Annotated in this window: 11 protein-coding genes; 4 read left to right on the top strand and 7 right to left on the bottom strand. The window is 63.7% G+C overall.

The features are described 5' to 3' along the window. Positions 1-4: 4 nt before the first annotated feature. Positions 5-781, top strand: coding sequence for an NAD(P)H-dependent oxidoreductase (locus tag AC3WUM_RS08050; protein ID WP_492409696.1), 777 nt, complete (start codon positions 5-7; stop codon positions 779-781). A gap of 12 nt (positions 782-793) precedes the next feature. Here AC3WUM_RS08050 and AC3WUM_RS08045 read toward each other — a convergent pair whose 3' ends face one another. After that, positions 794-1663 (bottom strand): dienelactone hydrolase family protein, encoded by an 870-nt coding sequence (locus tag AC3WUM_RS08045; protein WP_492409695.1) that lies wholly within the window; start codon positions 1661-1663, stop codon positions 794-796. 309 nt (positions 1664-1972) lie between these two features. Here AC3WUM_RS08045 and AC3WUM_RS08040 point away from each other — a divergent pair, with 309 nt between their 5' ends. Beyond that, positions 1973-3601: an ABC-F family ATP-binding cassette domain-containing protein gene (locus tag AC3WUM_RS08040; RefSeq protein ID WP_492409694.1), complete on the top strand. Its 1629-nt coding sequence runs from the start codon at positions 1973-1975 to the stop codon at positions 3599-3601. A gap of 6 nt (positions 3602-3607) precedes the next feature. Here AC3WUM_RS08040 and AC3WUM_RS08035 read toward each other — a convergent pair whose 3' ends face one another. After that, positions 3608-5551 carry a B12-binding domain-containing radical SAM protein gene (locus AC3WUM_RS08035; protein WP_492409693.1) on the bottom strand — a complete coding sequence of 648 codons (1944 nt, stop codon included), beginning with the start codon at positions 5549-5551 and terminating at the stop codon, positions 3608-3610. Between the two features lie 381 nt (positions 5552-5932). Here AC3WUM_RS08035 and AC3WUM_RS08030 point away from each other — a divergent pair, with 381 nt between their 5' ends. After that, on the top strand, positions 5933-6751 hold the full coding sequence (locus AC3WUM_RS08030) for an outer membrane protein OmpK (RefSeq protein ID WP_492409692.1): 819 nt from the start codon (positions 5933-5935) through the stop codon (positions 6749-6751). Between the two features lie 117 nt (positions 6752-6868). Here AC3WUM_RS08030 and AC3WUM_RS08025 read toward each other — a convergent pair whose 3' ends face one another. The 5 genes from AC3WUM_RS08025 to AC3WUM_RS08005 form a co-directional block, all read right to left on the bottom strand. Next, positions 6869-7636 carry an energy transducer TonB gene (locus AC3WUM_RS08025; protein ID WP_492409691.1) on the bottom strand — a complete coding sequence of 256 codons (768 nt, stop codon included), beginning with the start codon at positions 7634-7636 and terminating at the stop codon, positions 6869-6871. 293 nt (positions 7637-7929) lie between these two features. Further along, on the bottom strand, positions 7930-9321 hold the full coding sequence (locus AC3WUM_RS08020; RefSeq protein ID WP_492409690.1) for an 8-oxoguanine deaminase: 1392 nt from the start codon (positions 9319-9321) through the stop codon (positions 7930-7932). Positions 9322-9430: 109 nt separating this feature from the next. Continuing rightward, positions 9431-10453: a Rieske 2Fe-2S domain-containing protein gene (locus AC3WUM_RS08015; RefSeq protein ID WP_492409689.1), complete on the bottom strand. Its 1023-nt coding sequence runs from the start codon at positions 10451-10453 to the stop codon at positions 9431-9433. Next, the gene (locus AC3WUM_RS08010; protein WP_492409688.1) at positions 10450-11466 is read right to left on the bottom strand and encodes an adenosine deaminase; all 1017 of its coding nucleotides are present in this window, start codon (positions 11464-11466) and stop codon (positions 10450-10452) included. The genes AC3WUM_RS08015 and AC3WUM_RS08010 overlap by 4 nt, the downstream gene beginning before the upstream one ends. 109 nt (positions 11467-11575) lie before the next feature. Next, positions 11576-12664 carry a BMP family ABC transporter substrate-binding protein gene (locus AC3WUM_RS08005; RefSeq protein ID WP_492409687.1) on the bottom strand — a complete coding sequence of 363 codons (1089 nt, stop codon included), beginning with the start codon at positions 12662-12664 and terminating at the stop codon, positions 11576-11578. A gap of 391 nt (positions 12665-13055) precedes the next feature. On the opposite strand from AC3WUM_RS08005, the gene uraH reads away from it, so the two are divergent. Next, positions 13056-13406, top strand: coding sequence for a hydroxyisourate hydrolase (gene uraH, locus AC3WUM_RS08000; RefSeq protein ID WP_492409686.1), 351 nt, complete (start codon positions 13056-13058; stop codon positions 13404-13406). Positions 13407-13410: the final 4 nt, after the last annotated feature.

The raw sequence follows: 13410 nt of genomic DNA, 5'->3' as shown, positions 1-13410 counted from the left end.
CGCCATGAATGTGCTGATCGTCCATGCCCACCCGGAGCCGCGTTCGCTCAATGGCTCACTGCGGGATTTCGCGGTACGTCGGCTGCAAGAAGCCGGGCATCGCGTGCAGGTCTCCGATCTCTACGCCATGCGCTGGAACCCGGTGGTCGATCGTCAGGACGATCTTGCATTCCAAGCCGGCGAACGCTTCGATGTCTCCGAGGCCTCGAAGCAGGCCTACGCCAACAGCACGCAGAGCGCCGACATCGCCGCCGAACAGGACAAGCTGCGCTGGGCCGATGTGCTGATCCTGCAGTTCCCGCTCTGGTGGTTCACGATGCCGGCGATCCTCAAGGGCTGGATCGATCGCGTCTACGCCTGCGGTTTCGCCTACGGCGTCGGCGAACACTCGGACCACCGCTGGGGCAATCGCTACGGCGAAGGCACCCTGCAAGGCAAGCGCGCGATGCTGATCGTCACGACCGGTGGCTGGGAATCGCACTACGCGCCGCGCGGCATCAACGGTCCGATCGACGATCTGCTGTTTCCGATCCAGCACGGCGTGCTGCACTACCCGGGCTTCAGCGTGCTGCCGCCGTTTCTCGTGCATCGCACGGGCCGCACCGACGCGGCGCGCTTCGAGGCCCTCTGCGAGGCACTCGGCGAGCGCCTCGACAGTCTGCCGAGCACGCCGCCGATCGCGTTCCGCCGCCAGAATTTCGGTGATTACGAGATTCCGGCGCTCACGCTGCGCGACGACGTGGCTCCGGGCCGCAGTGGCTTCGGAGCGCACGTCGAATGATCACGATGCGCGCTACGCGAGTGCGCGCTTGAACAGCGCGAGCTGGCGCGCCCAGGCCTTCTCGGCCTGATCGTGGTCGTAGACGGCGGCGTCGGTCGGACACCAGCCATGCTTGGTGCCCGCATAGACTTCGATCTCCGCGGGCAGCTTGGCCTTGGCGAAGGCCTCGCGCAGCGTGTTCTTCGCTTCGGGCTCCTTGGCATCGTCGTTCTCGGCGATCGCGATCAGGAACTGCGCCTTGATGCCCGGAATCAGCAGGTGCGGGCTGTCGGGCTTGTCGGTCGCCAGGCCACCGCCGTGGAAGGTGGCGCCCGCTCCGATGCGCGCCGGAACCGCAGCCGCGGTCTGCACGACGAGCGGGCCGCCCATGCAGTAGCCGGTGGTGCCGATCTTGCGCTGGGTGTCGACGGCGCTCTGCTGATCGAGAAACGCGACGAAGGCCGTGGCATCGGTCTTCGCGGTCTGCGGGCTCAGGCTTGCGCGCAGGGCCAGCAGCGCCTCGCGCGTGGCCGGATCGTTGAAATCGGCATGTTCGGGCGCCGTCGGCGCGCGCTTGGTGCGATAGAACGGGTTGACCACGAGCACCGCATAGCCTGATTCCGCAAGCCGCGTCGCCATTTCCTTGAACGCGGGACGCAGGCCGAAGATGTCGGGCCAGATCAGCACGGCCGGATGCTTGCCCTTGGCCGGATGCACGAAGTACGCATCGGTGGTGCCGTCCGGTGTCTTGATCTCGACGTCACGGCCCTGGGTCTCGGCCGCCGCTGCCACACCGGGCAGCGCAACGGCCAGCCCGGCGCCGAGCGCCGTCAGGCCGAAGCTGCGACGCGTGATTCCCTGCTTGCGCCGCGCAAAGTATTCGAGATCGTCGTTTTCGCACATCGATTCTATCCTCGTGTAATCGGAAGGCCCGGCGTGTTCGGGCGTCCGTGAACGGTAGCGTCATTCGACCGCGTTGGCACTATCGGCTTCGGTGCCAAGGCTATGCCTGGACGACCGCGCGTGGCGACGGCGTCTCGATGAACGCCGCTCGGCCCGCTAGTGGGCTCGCAGGCAGCCGATCTACAATGCGCGCTCACCGCCCAGCAATGAGGTGTTCGTCCGATGCGCCAGTAATGCCCGCCGTGTCGTTTTCACGGTCGCCTTCCCTGCCTATCGCAGTGGAAGCCGCAGGCATGCACTGGAGTTCGCATGACGAAGCCTTCGACGAATCACGTCTCGTTGACGCTGCAAGGTGTCAGCCATCATCTGCCCGACGGCAGCATTCTGTTCTCCGATCTCGACGAGCGATTCGACGCCCGGCATACCGGTCTGGTCGGGCGCAACGGTGTCGGCAAGAGCGTGCTCGGCCGCATCCTCGCCGGTGCGCTCGAGCCGAGCCGCGGACGCTGTCTGCGCATCGGCAACGTACATCATCTCACGCAGCAAATCAGCCTCGACCCTGGGCGGACAGTCGCCGATCTGGCGGGCCTGCGGGCGGTCTTCGATGCGCTGCAGCGCATCGAACGCGGAAGCAGTTTGCAGCAGGATTTCGACCTCGTCGGCGACCGTTGGGATATCCGCCAGCGACTGCAGCAGGAACTCGCGGCCAGCGGGCTCGCGCATCTGCAGGCCGACACGCCCGCGAGCCAGCTCAGCGGTGGCGAAGCGATGCGCGTCGCGCTGTGCGGCGCTTATCTTTCCGCAGCCGATCTGCTGATCCTCGACGAGCCGAGCAACCATCTCGATCGCGGGCATCGCAAGGCACTGATCGATCGCCTGCGCCGATTCAGTGGCGGAATCATCGCGATCAGCCACGATCGCGCCCTGCTCGAATCGATGGATTGCATCGTCGAACTGTCGAATCTCGGGCTCCGGCGTTACGGCGGCAACTACACCTTCTATGCGCAAGCCAAGGCGCAGGAGCGCGAGCATGCACAAGCTCGGCTCGATCATCTGAAGGCCGAGAAACGCCGCGAGGAGCGCGAACTCACGCAGCAGCGCGAGCGCCTGGACCGGCGCCAATCCCGCGGCGCCAGACAGGCGGCCACCGCAAACCAGGCTCCGATCCTGCTCGGCCTGCAGAAAAGTCGAAGCCAGAACAGCGCCGCCCGAGCCGAGGCGCGCATGGAGGCGTCACGAAGCGCGGCTTCGCAGCGTGTGACGCAAGCTGCCCAGCGCCTGGCGGACGATGCGGCGGTGACGCTGCTGCAGCCCGAGATCGACCGGCAGCTTCCGGACACGATCGTGGCGCTGTCGGCCGAACTCGCGCATGTCGCGCCGCGATATCGGCACCTCGAATTCTCGCTCAGGAAAGGACAAAGGCTCGGCCTGACCGGGCCCAACGGCAGCGGCAAGTCGAGCCTGCTCAAACGCATCGCCAGCGCCTCGTCACACGCCGACTCGGGTTGCACGGTCTCGGTGAAAGCCGCTTACCTCGATCAGAGCCTGTCGCTGCTCGACTCCGGGCGCGGCCTGCTCGAACAGATGCTCGCGCTCGGCGGCGCATTGGACGAGGCGGATTTGCGCAGCCGTCTCGCCTTGCTCGGACTCGACGAACGAGATCTGCACACTCCCGTGCACTCGCTGAGCGGCGGCGAGCGCCTCAAGGCAGCGCTGGCCCGCGTGCTTTACACCGACGAGCCGGCGAGGCTGCTGCTGCTCGACGAGCCCGACAATCACCTCGATCTCGCTGCGATCCGGGCGCTGGAGTCGTTGCTGTTGCAGTATCGCGGGGCTCTGATCGTGGTCTCGCACGACGAAGTTTTCTTGAGCCGGATCGGACTCACGCATCGTCTCGATGCGGGCGAACAAGGCTGGCGCATGAGCGCCTGGAGCTGATCGATCTCAGGGCGCTTCGAGCGCCGCGGCGATGAAGTCGACGCCGACCTTGGTCCGGGGCACCTTGACGCCGAACCAGCTGCGCACGTCCGCATCGAGCCCGATGCCGTGCATGTAGTTGTAGAGCGCCTTGTTGAGCGCGATCCCGAGCGTGTCGTGATCGACGCCGGTCGGATCGATGAAGCCGATGTCGTTCTTCGCGAAGCTGCCGGGCGGCGGTGGCACGAGCGTGACACCGTATTCCTGCGGATTCTTGCCGACCGGCGAATGCACGGTGCAGGCGAAGCGATGGAAGAATCCGGATTGCAGGCAGCCGGCTTCGAACAGCTGGCGCACGTATTCGAGCGCATCGACGGTGTCCTGCACGGTTTGCGTCGGAAAGCCGTACATCAGGTAGGCATGCACGAGGATGCCGGCTTTCGAAAATGCGCGTGTCACGCGTGCGACCTGCTGCACCGAAACGCCCTTCTTCATGAGCTTGAGCAGGCGATCCGAGGCCACCTCGAGCCCGCCCGACACCGCGATGCAGCCGCTTTGCGCGAGCAGTTCGCAAAGCTCGACGGAGAACGATTTTTCGAAGCGGATGTTGCCCCACCACGAAATCGAAACACCGCGCTTGATCAGCTCGTTCGCAAGCGCCTTGAGCACTTTCGGCGGCGCGGCCTCGTCGACGAAGTGAAAGCCGGTCTGTCCGGTTTCGGCGACGATGGCCTCGATGCGATCGACCAGCACGCTCGCCGACGCGGCTTCGTAGCGCGAGATGTAATCGAGGCTGATGTCGCAGAAGCTGCACTGCTTCCAGTAGCAGCCATGCGCGATCGTGAGCTTGTTCCAGCGGCCGTCCGACCACAGCCGGTGCATCGGGTTGAGCATGTCGAGCAGCGACAGGTAGCCGTCGAGCGGCAGGCCATCCCAGGTCGGCGTGCCGACTTCGTTGAACGGCACGTCGGGCTCGGCCGCGTTGGCATAGCGCACCACGCCCGCCTCGTCGCGAACGAAGCTGCGAACGAGCCGGTCGCGTCCGCGCTCGCCGTGCAGATGCTCGATCAGCGCGAGCAGCGGACGCTCGCCCGCATCGAGGCTGACGATGTCGACGTAATCGAAAACGCGCGGCTCGGCGAGCTCACGCAACTCGGTGTTGACGTAGCCGCCACCGAGCGAAATCACGATCTGCGGATCATGGGCCTTGATCGTCTGCGCGATCCGAAACGCCGCGTAGACCGCGCCCGGAAACGGCACCGAGAGCAGCACGAGCTGCGGCCGATGCCGCTCGATCGCATCGAGCGCGAGCGCCTGCAGGATCTCGTCGATCAGGTTCGGCTCGGCTGCGAGCGCGGCCGCGAGCGGATCGAAACTCGCCTGGCTTTGCGCGAGCGATTCGGCATAGCGCACGAACTCGAAGCGCGGGTCGATCGCGTCGCGTACGACGTCGGCGAGATCGTTCAGATACAGCGTCGCGAGATGCCGCGCCCGGTCCTGCATGCCGAGCGCGCCGAAAGCCCAGGCCAGCGGATCGCCGCCTTCGTCGTCGACGTAGACATCGAGCGCCGAAAAGCGCGGCCCTTCGGGCAGAAAGCGGCGGCTGACGATGCGGTGCGCGAGCGTGGAATCGCGCCCCTGCAGAAAGCCGATCACGCTTTCGATGGTGGCGCGATAGCGCTCGAACTGCTCGCAGAAGTTCGCGATCGCGGCGGTCGGCTCGGTGTCTTGGTCGATGCGTTCGCGAATCGCGTCGAGCCCCGGCGCCGAGAACAGCTGCAGCACGAGCGCCAGCGCCAGATCCTCCTGCACCGCGTCGATGCCGCGCGAGCGCAGAAAGCCGGTCAGATACGCCGTCGACGGATACGGCGTGTTGAGCTGGGTCATCGGCGGAATGATCGCCAGCGCACGCAGGGGCGATGCCTCTGCGACCGGCCCGGCAGTTACGGAATTGGAAGAATCCGACGTCATGTAAACCAGTGGTGACTCGAACGCGCTGGATGAGTTCGTGAATGGTACGCGAGGTGGCAGCCCCGCACGCGGAAGGCCGCCCTTCCGACCGATCCGCACGTCAGCAGAAACATGAATTTAGAAACATGAATTTAGAAACATGGATTTTTTGTATACATCCATCACGCAGGTTGCATGCAATTCGGGCACATGCGTTGCATATACCTCGATGAGCCAGGCACGCCCCGGCTCCACGCAAAAAATTCGTCTTCTTGCTTCTGGCGATTGCCTCCAGCCTCGCCACTGGAGTCGTTTGCCCGACAGGAAGCCGCCCGCATCCACTGCATCGATCGTTCGGTCCAACGCCCGCTGCCCGGGCTTCATCATTCAAGGGAGTTCACGATGTTTCGCAAACCCAAACTGTTCGCCGCCGTCGCGCTTGCGATGGCCAGTGCCAGTGCCCACGCGGGTGGCACCGCGATCTGGTCGACGACCGCTGCCGAATACCTCTACGGCACTTCCTATCGCGATATCGCCACCGGCGACAAGGACAAGGCCAGCATCATCACCCTCGAACATGCCGACGGCTGGAAATACGGCGACAACTTCTTCTTCGTCGACATCACCAACCCCGATCGCCAGGGCGACACCGCAGACTTCGCAGGCGCCAACGCCAAGAGCACCGGCGAGTACTACGCCGAACTCTCCCCTCGCCTCTCCTTCGGAAAAATCCTCGGCAAGGATCTTTCCATCGGCCCGTTCTCCGATTTCCTCTTCACCTCCACCCTCGAAATCCCACAGTTCTCCTCAGGCTCCGAGCAGACTTATCTCTACGGCCTCGCCGCCGACCTCAAGATGCCGCAGTTCGCCTTCTTCCAGATCAATCTCTACCTGCGCGACAACCAGGCCGCCGCGCTCGGCGACGGCTATCAGGTCACCCTCGCCTGGGGCATTCCGTTCGACATCGGCGCCACCAAGTTCTCCTTCGAAGGCTTCTTCGACTACGCCTGGGACCAGAAGGGCCTCGCAGACAACATCATTTCCGCTCCGCGCTTCCTCGTCGACCTCGGCAACTGGTTCGGCAAGCCCGGATGCATCCAGGCCGGCGTCGAATGGCAGTTCTGGCACAACAAGTTCGGCCTCGACAACGCCATCTTCAACCCCTCCAAAACCTCCGACGAATCCGTCCCTCAGGCCATGTTCAAGTGGATCCTCAACTGACGCCGGCTGGCAGGCTTTTCCATCCGCCTGCTGGGGGCCTGAGTCGATAGATAACAAGCATCGCAAGCATCCCTCGCGGAGAGGGATGCTTGCGAACCTTATCGGACCGCGGTTGAACTACTTGCCGTTAGCAGTCGGCTTTTTCGAAATCGCTTCGATCTGCTCGACGAGCTCGGGATAGAGCGTTTTCAGATCGAAATCCCCGCCAACGGTCTGGCTGTTGAATATCTGGCAATAGCTGTCTTTCTCATCGCCAGCGTCGACGATGCCCGCAAGTTCGGCCGCCGCAGCCTGATCGGTTGCAGCGTCGATGGCCTTGCGTGAACGCGCTTCAGCTTCCGCGGCCACCTTCTGATCCTTGCTCTGACTGCGCGCGGTCGCGAACAGCGCCTCTTCCATCGACAGCGTCTGCCTGAGCGTGGTGTCGTTGCGGGCGTGCCACTGCTTGGCAGCGGCCTTGGCATTGTCCGCAACCAAACCTTCGAGCTTGGCGCAATTACCGGTTACCGCATCGATACGCTTCTGCATGCCCTGCAACAGAACAACGGCACGCAGCTGATTCTGCGCGGCAATCTGCTCGGGCGTGGAGTTGTCGATGCGGAAGGTGTAGCGCAGCGGAGCAACACTGGCGACGGCGACTCCCTTCCGAGTCGCAGGGACGAAACGGCACTGGCGCATGCCTTCGACGGCCGCCTGGTCGAGTTGCACGTTGCCCGATGACTGGGTCACGTCGACCTTCTCGGCCCGTCCATCGGCAGTCACGGCGATCGACAGCAGCACCGAACCGGTCAAGCCAGCGGCATGCGCTTCCGGCGGATAAACCGGCTGCGCACAGCTGTCGGCCAGCACGTGCGCAGAATCGGATTCGGGATTGGCCGCGGCCATGAGCGGCGGAGCCGGCGACGCTCGACCAGGCGTGTTGGCCCAGGCGCACGGAACGATGGCCGTCAGTGCACCCAGCGCGCAGCCGATGCGTACCAGCGATGAGGAAAGTGGGAGCTTCAGGAGCGAATGAGTCATTTGCCAGCGGGTCTTCAGCCCTGGTCGGTGGAGGAGTGCGAGGTCACATGGCCCGCATGGGGGCGCCATTCTGCCACGACGCAGCACACCCGCCGGAACGGCAGGGCGCCACTTCACCGTGACGGTGCAAGCGGGCCCGACGTGGCCGCTGAGGCGCTTCACCCAAGCATGCGCGTACTGATCTGGTTGTGCCGCTGGATCAGCGAACGAAGATCGACTCCGGGCAGCGAACCGTTCTCGACGACGACACGACCGTTGATCACCGACAGCCATGCCCTGGTTGGAGCACAAGTCAGCAGCGCCGCCACCGGATCGCTCTGGGCTCCCGCGTGCTCGATGCCATCGACGCGGAAGGCAACGAGATCCGCAGCCTTGCCGGCTTCGATGCTGCCGATGTCGTCACGACCGAGCATCGCCGCGCCGCCGCGCGTCGCCAGGTGCAAGGCTTCGCGCGCGGAAAAGCGATCGGCGCGCGATTCGAACCCAGGCCAGCCGACACGCTGTAGCAGCATGGCCTGCCGCGCCTCGCCGAGCAGATGATTGCCGTCGTTGCTCGCCGAGCCATCGACGCCCAAGCCGACACGCACGCCCGCATCGACCATCGCACGGATCGGGGCGATGCCCGAGGCGAGGATCATGTTGCTGCTCGGGCAATGGCAGGCACCGCTGCAACTGTGCGCAAGCTTGCCGATATCGGCCGCACTCGGATGGACCATGTGCGCAAACCAGACATCGTCGCCGAGCCATTCGAGCGATTCGGCATAGTCCACCGGGCGCAGGCCGAACTTCTGCAGGCAGAAGCGATCCTCGTCCTGCGTTTCCGCCAGATGCGTATGCAGGCCGACCTTTGCGTAGCCACGTGCGAGTCGCGCGCTCTGGCGCATGAGTTCGGCGCTCACTGAGAACGGCGAGCAGGGCGCCAGACCGATGCGCAGCATCGAACCCGGCTGCGGATCGTGCCAGCGCTCGATCACTCGCTGCGAGTCGGCGAGGATGGAATCCTCGCGCTCGACGAGCGAATCCGGCGGCAGGCCGCCGAGGCTTTCGCCAAGGCTCATCGAACCACGCGTGGGATGGAAGCGCACCCCGAGTTCCCGCGCGGCCTCGATCTCGTCATCGAGCCGAGCTCCGTTGGGGAACATGTAGAGATGATCGGCAACCGTTGTCGCGCCTGAAAGCAGCAACTCGGAAAGCCCGAGCTTGGCACTCACGTAGACCGCTTCGGGATCCATGCGACCCCAGATCGGATAGAACTTCTTGAGCCAGTCGAACAGCACCAGACCAGCGCCCGTTCCGGCAGCCCGCGTGAGCGTCTGATAGAGATGGTGATGCCCGTTGACCAGCCCCGGAACCAGCACGCAGCCGGACATATCGATGCACCGATCAGGCGTTCGCTGCGCCGGATCCTGTGCCATCCAGAGTTCGATGCTCGCCACGTCACCGACAGCCGCGATCCAGCCATCTTTCACGAAAACCGACCCGCCCGCGATCTCGCGGCCGGCATCGTCCATCGTCGCCACCACTTCGGCGCGTTCGAGCAGTAGATTCATGAGCCTTCCTGCACGTGAATGTCAGGCAATTCTCGCACGGGCATCGCACTCGCCTTCCTGGCCGAGTGGTGCGAGTCCCGCTCGATCGTCGCTACGGGATAGAACGTCCTCAAGCCGGAGCAATCACGCCAAATCGCAGTCCGCTTCGGCGCAGGTAATCGCGATAAGCCGACGACATGCGATCACAGGCAATCGAGATTTCGGCTCGCGGGAAGAGCGGCAGGCACTTGGGAAACTGGTTCTCGAGGATCGGCAGATCCTGCTGAAAAATACGGTCCTGGAAAGCGCGCAGCGTCTCGTCGGACTGTTCCTGATTGGTGAGTGCGAGCACGATCCAGACCCGGCTGACATCGGGCTGCAAGGGTTGGACATGCAGGCTGATCGCTTCGCGAAAACCCGATTGCTCCTCAGGCAGCTTGGTCAGGATCGCGGTCAGCGGGCGCACCACGCGATAGGTGTATTCCACGTCGCTGCCCCCGTGCGCCAGGCTATTGGCCTGCGGCTGCCAGGCACGGCAACGAGTGGCGATCACGCCCTGCCCGCCTTCGCCATCGTCGAACGGCCCGACCTCGTAGTCACGCACTTCCATGTGATCGGCATCACCGAGTATGCCTTCGTGCACGCTGCCGAAATGCGCCATGTCGAGAAAGTTCTCGACGATGCGCGGCCCGCTTGCGGCCACCGGATACGGCCCGCAGATGACCTTGCGCAACACCGCGTCGTCGTACTCGGAAAACGGCGGAACCCCAGCCTGCGGTTTGCCCAGACAGACCCAGACGAGGCCATAGGCTTCGCGAACTTCGAAAACGCGGACACCGCGCCCCGGCAGCGGCGAAGCAGGCTGCGCGGGCACCGCCTCGCATGCGCCCGAGAGACCGAAGCGCCAGCCGTGATAGCGGCAAGTCAGCGATTCACCCTGCACGCAGCCGATCGACAGGCGCACACCACGATGCGGGCAGCGATTCTCCCAAGCCTGCAACCGGCCCGACTCGCTGCGCCAGAGCACGAGTTCCTGGCCCAGCAGTTCCGCCTGCTGCAGGCCACCAGCAGCGATCGCCGCCCCCGCGGCTACCGGATGCCAGTCGTCGAACACGACCGGATCGATCACTCCTTCGACGGTCGCCGCGCTCATGCCGACTCCAGACAGTGATCGATCTTCGCGATCCATTCGCGCTTCCGTGCTTCCGGCAACCAGCTCGCTTCGAAGGAGTTGCGTGCGAGCTGTGCGAGCGCCGTGCGGTCGAGCGCAAGTCCCCGATGCAGCGCGAGGTAATTGTCGACGACATAACCACCGAAGTAAGCCGGATCGTCGGAGTTGACCGTGACGCAAAGACCACGCTGCAGCAAACGGCCGATGTTGTGCTGCTCCATGCGCGAATAGAGCTTGAGTTTGATGTTCGAAAGTGGGCAGACCGTCAGAGGTATGCGCTCCCTGCGTAACCGCTCGACGAGTTCCGCATCCTCCTCACAGCGCACGCCGTGATCGATGCGTTGCACTTTGAGCAAATCGAGTGCCTCCCGGATATACGCTGGCGGCCCCTCCTCGCCCGCGTGCGCGACGCAGGCGAACCCGAGTCCTCGAGCACGCGCGAACACGCGTTCGAACTTCGCCGGTGGGTGGCCGACTTCGGAGGAGTCGAGGCCGATGCCGGCAATGCATTGACGCCAGGGCAGCGCTTCGTCGAGACAGGCTTGCGCCTCGTCTTCAGACAGGTGACGAAGAAAGCAGAGGATCAGCCGATGCGTAAGCCCCCAGTCGCGGGCAGCTTCTTCGAGCGCACGCGCAATGCCACCGATGACCGTTTCGAAGGCGATGCCGCGCGCCGTGTGCGTCTGCGGATCGAAGAACAGCTCCACGTGCACGACACCGTCGGCGCGAGCGCGCTGTAGGTAAGCCTGCGTCATCGCGTGAAAGTCTTCCTCGTCGCGCAACACGGCGGCACCCGCGTAATAGAGATCGAGGAAAGATTGCAGATCGTGAAAGTCGTAGGCGCCTCGCAGCGCTTCGACCGAATCATAGGCGAGCTTCACGCCGTGCTTGCGCGCCAGCGCGAAGGTGAGTTCAGGCTCCAGCGTGCCTTCGATGTGCAGATGAAGCTCTGCCTTGGGCAAGGCAGTGACGAAAGCGCGGATGCCCTGAGTCATCGCCTGGGGCTCCATTCAAAAAGTCTCCGCTGATGTTTAAAACCTGTCGCTGCGCAGACAGAAGAGGCACTTTCGCCAAGCGAAAGCACCTCTCCGCAAGACATCGACATCACTTCGGAATCGAACCCTCGACTCCAGCCACATACCAGTTCATCGACATCAGGTCGCCGATCGGCAAGGTCGCGCCCGCGGCAAGCTTATCGACACCGGTGTTGTCCTTCAGCGGGCCCGTGAACGGCGTGAACTTGCCGGACTTGATATCGGCGAACTTCGCATCGAAGATTTTCTTGATCGGGCCGGGAACGACAGGCAGCACGGGTGCGAGATGGATCGCATCTTCGGCGATGCCCCACTTGGTGTCCTCCGACTTCCAGGTTCCGTCAAGTACGGACTTGACAGTCTTGATGTAGTACGGCGCCCAGTTGTTGATGTTGGCCGACAATTGCGCCTTGGGCGCGAACTTGCTCATGTCGCTGTCCCATCCACAAGCATAAACGCCCTTTTCCTGCGCCACCTGCAAGGTAGCCGGCGAATCGGTGTTCTGGCACATCACGTCAGCACCCTGGGCGACGAGCGTTTCGGCAGCCTGACGCTCCTTGCCCGGGTCATACCAGGTGTTGACCCAGATCACCTTGACCTTGATCTTCGGATTGACGCTCTGCGCGCCCAGCGTGAAGGCGTTGATATTGCGCACGACTTCGGGAATCGGGAACGAACCGACGAAGCCCAGCGTGTTCGACTTGCTCATACCACCCGCGAGCACCCCGATCAGGTAAGCACCTTCGTAGAAGCGCGTCTGATAAACGCCCATGTTCTTCGCCGTCTTGTATCCGGTGGCGTGCTCGAACTTCACTTTCGGAAAGGTCTTGGCGACCTTGAGTGTAGGCTCCATGTAGCCGAACGAGGTCGTGAAGATGAGCTGGTTGCCGTCGGCCGCGAGCTGACGGATCACACGCTCGGCGTCCGCTCCTTCGGGCACGCTCTCGACGTAGGTGGTTTTGACCTTGTCGCCGAGTTCCTTCTCCATCAGAAGACGGGACTGATCGTGCGCATAGGTCCAGCCCGCATCACCGACCGGCCCCACGTAGACGAAAGCGACCTTGAGTGGATCGGCAGCGACGGTGGCCGCTGAAGCGAGCGACAGGCCGAGGCCGAGCAGCGTGGCCATCCAGCGCGAGCGAGTGGAACGGCGTTTCATTCAAATCCCCTTTCTATGAGTGGCCGCAGGCGATCCGGCGGTGAGCAGAGAGTCCGAGCCGGTACTCGACCAGCGCGTGTGAGTTTGGATACGAACGGGTTCGACGATCGTCGAAAGCCTCGCTGGGATCGCAATCGCCATGCCATCGAAATCGCGCATGGGCAGACCGTGTCGACGGGTCCGAGGCGCTGTATTGCGAGCCCATCTTGCGTACGCGCCTCCCAACGGTGCGCGACGTGCACGACTTTGTGGCGACAATTCACTTAAAGATTGCATACGATTTTTAAAATACACGCCTCCCCCCATCTGCACACGACTACCGTCCGTGGCATGCGCCTTGCGATTCCCGGACCAGGTCAGCAACGGCGCGACGTCTCACGACGAACCCATCATGGGCAAGCTCAGCACTCACGTTCTCGACACCGCTAATGGAAGGCCCGCCGCTGGCTTGGCCATGAGCCTTTATCGCTGCAATGGCGAACGCGAATTGCTGCTGAGCACGCGCACCAATGCCGATGGCCGTACCGATGCGCCGCTGCTGCAAGGCGAGTCGCTCGTTGCAGGCATCTACGAACTCGTCTTCGTCGTCGACGACTATTTCCGTGCTCAGGAAGCGGCGCTACCCGAAACGCCGTTCCTCGATATCGTCACTCTGCGCTTCGGCATCGCCGACGCGGCCTCGCACTATCACGTACCGCTGCTGGTCTCGCCGTGGAGCTACTCCACCTACCGCGGAAGCTGATCGC

This window comes from Hydrocarboniphaga sp. FW305-C-57 (assembly GCF_058783045.1).
Note: the sequence above shows the minus strand (reverse complement) of the source record. Positions and strands in the feature narration are given on the sequence as shown.

Bases quoted from the DNA above. Each gene is read 5' to 3' on its own strand.
- AC3WUM_RS08050 (WP_492409696.1), top strand. From the start codon at position 5: ATGAATGTGCTGATCGTCCATGCCCACCCGGAGCCGCGTTCGCTCAAT.
- AC3WUM_RS08045 (WP_492409695.1), bottom strand. From the start codon at position 1,663: ATGTGCGAAAACGACGATCTCGAATACTTTGCGCGGCGCAAGCAGGGA.
- AC3WUM_RS08040 (WP_492409694.1), top strand. From the start codon at position 1,973: ATGACGAAGCCTTCGACGAATCACGTCTCGTTGACGCTGCAAGGTGTC.
- AC3WUM_RS08035 (WP_492409693.1), bottom strand. From the start codon at position 5,551: ATGACGTCGGATTCTTCCAATTCCGTAACTGCCGGGCCGGTCGCAGAG.
- AC3WUM_RS08030 (WP_492409692.1), top strand. From the start codon at position 5,933: ATGTTTCGCAAACCCAAACTGTTCGCCGCCGTCGCGCTTGCGATGGCC.
- AC3WUM_RS08025 (WP_492409691.1), bottom strand. From the start codon at position 7,636: ATGGCCGCGGCCAATCCCGAATCCGATTCTGCGCACGTGCTGGCCGAC.
- AC3WUM_RS08020 (WP_492409690.1), bottom strand. From the start codon at position 9,321: ATGAATCTACTGCTCGAACGCGCCGAAGTGGTGGCGACGATGGACGAT.
- AC3WUM_RS08015 (WP_492409689.1), bottom strand. From the start codon at position 10,453: ATGAGCGCGGCGACCGTCGAAGGAGTGATCGATCCGGTCGTGTTCGAC.
- AC3WUM_RS08010 (WP_492409688.1), bottom strand. From the start codon at position 11,466: ATGACTCAGGGCATCCGCGCTTTCGTCACTGCCTTGCCCAAGGCAGAG.
- AC3WUM_RS08005 (WP_492409687.1), bottom strand. From the start codon at position 12,664: ATGAAACGCCGTTCCACTCGCTCGCGCTGGATGGCCACGCTGCTCGGC.
- uraH (WP_492409686.1), top strand. From the start codon at position 13,056: ATGGGCAAGCTCAGCACTCACGTTCTCGACACCGCTAATGGAAGGCCC.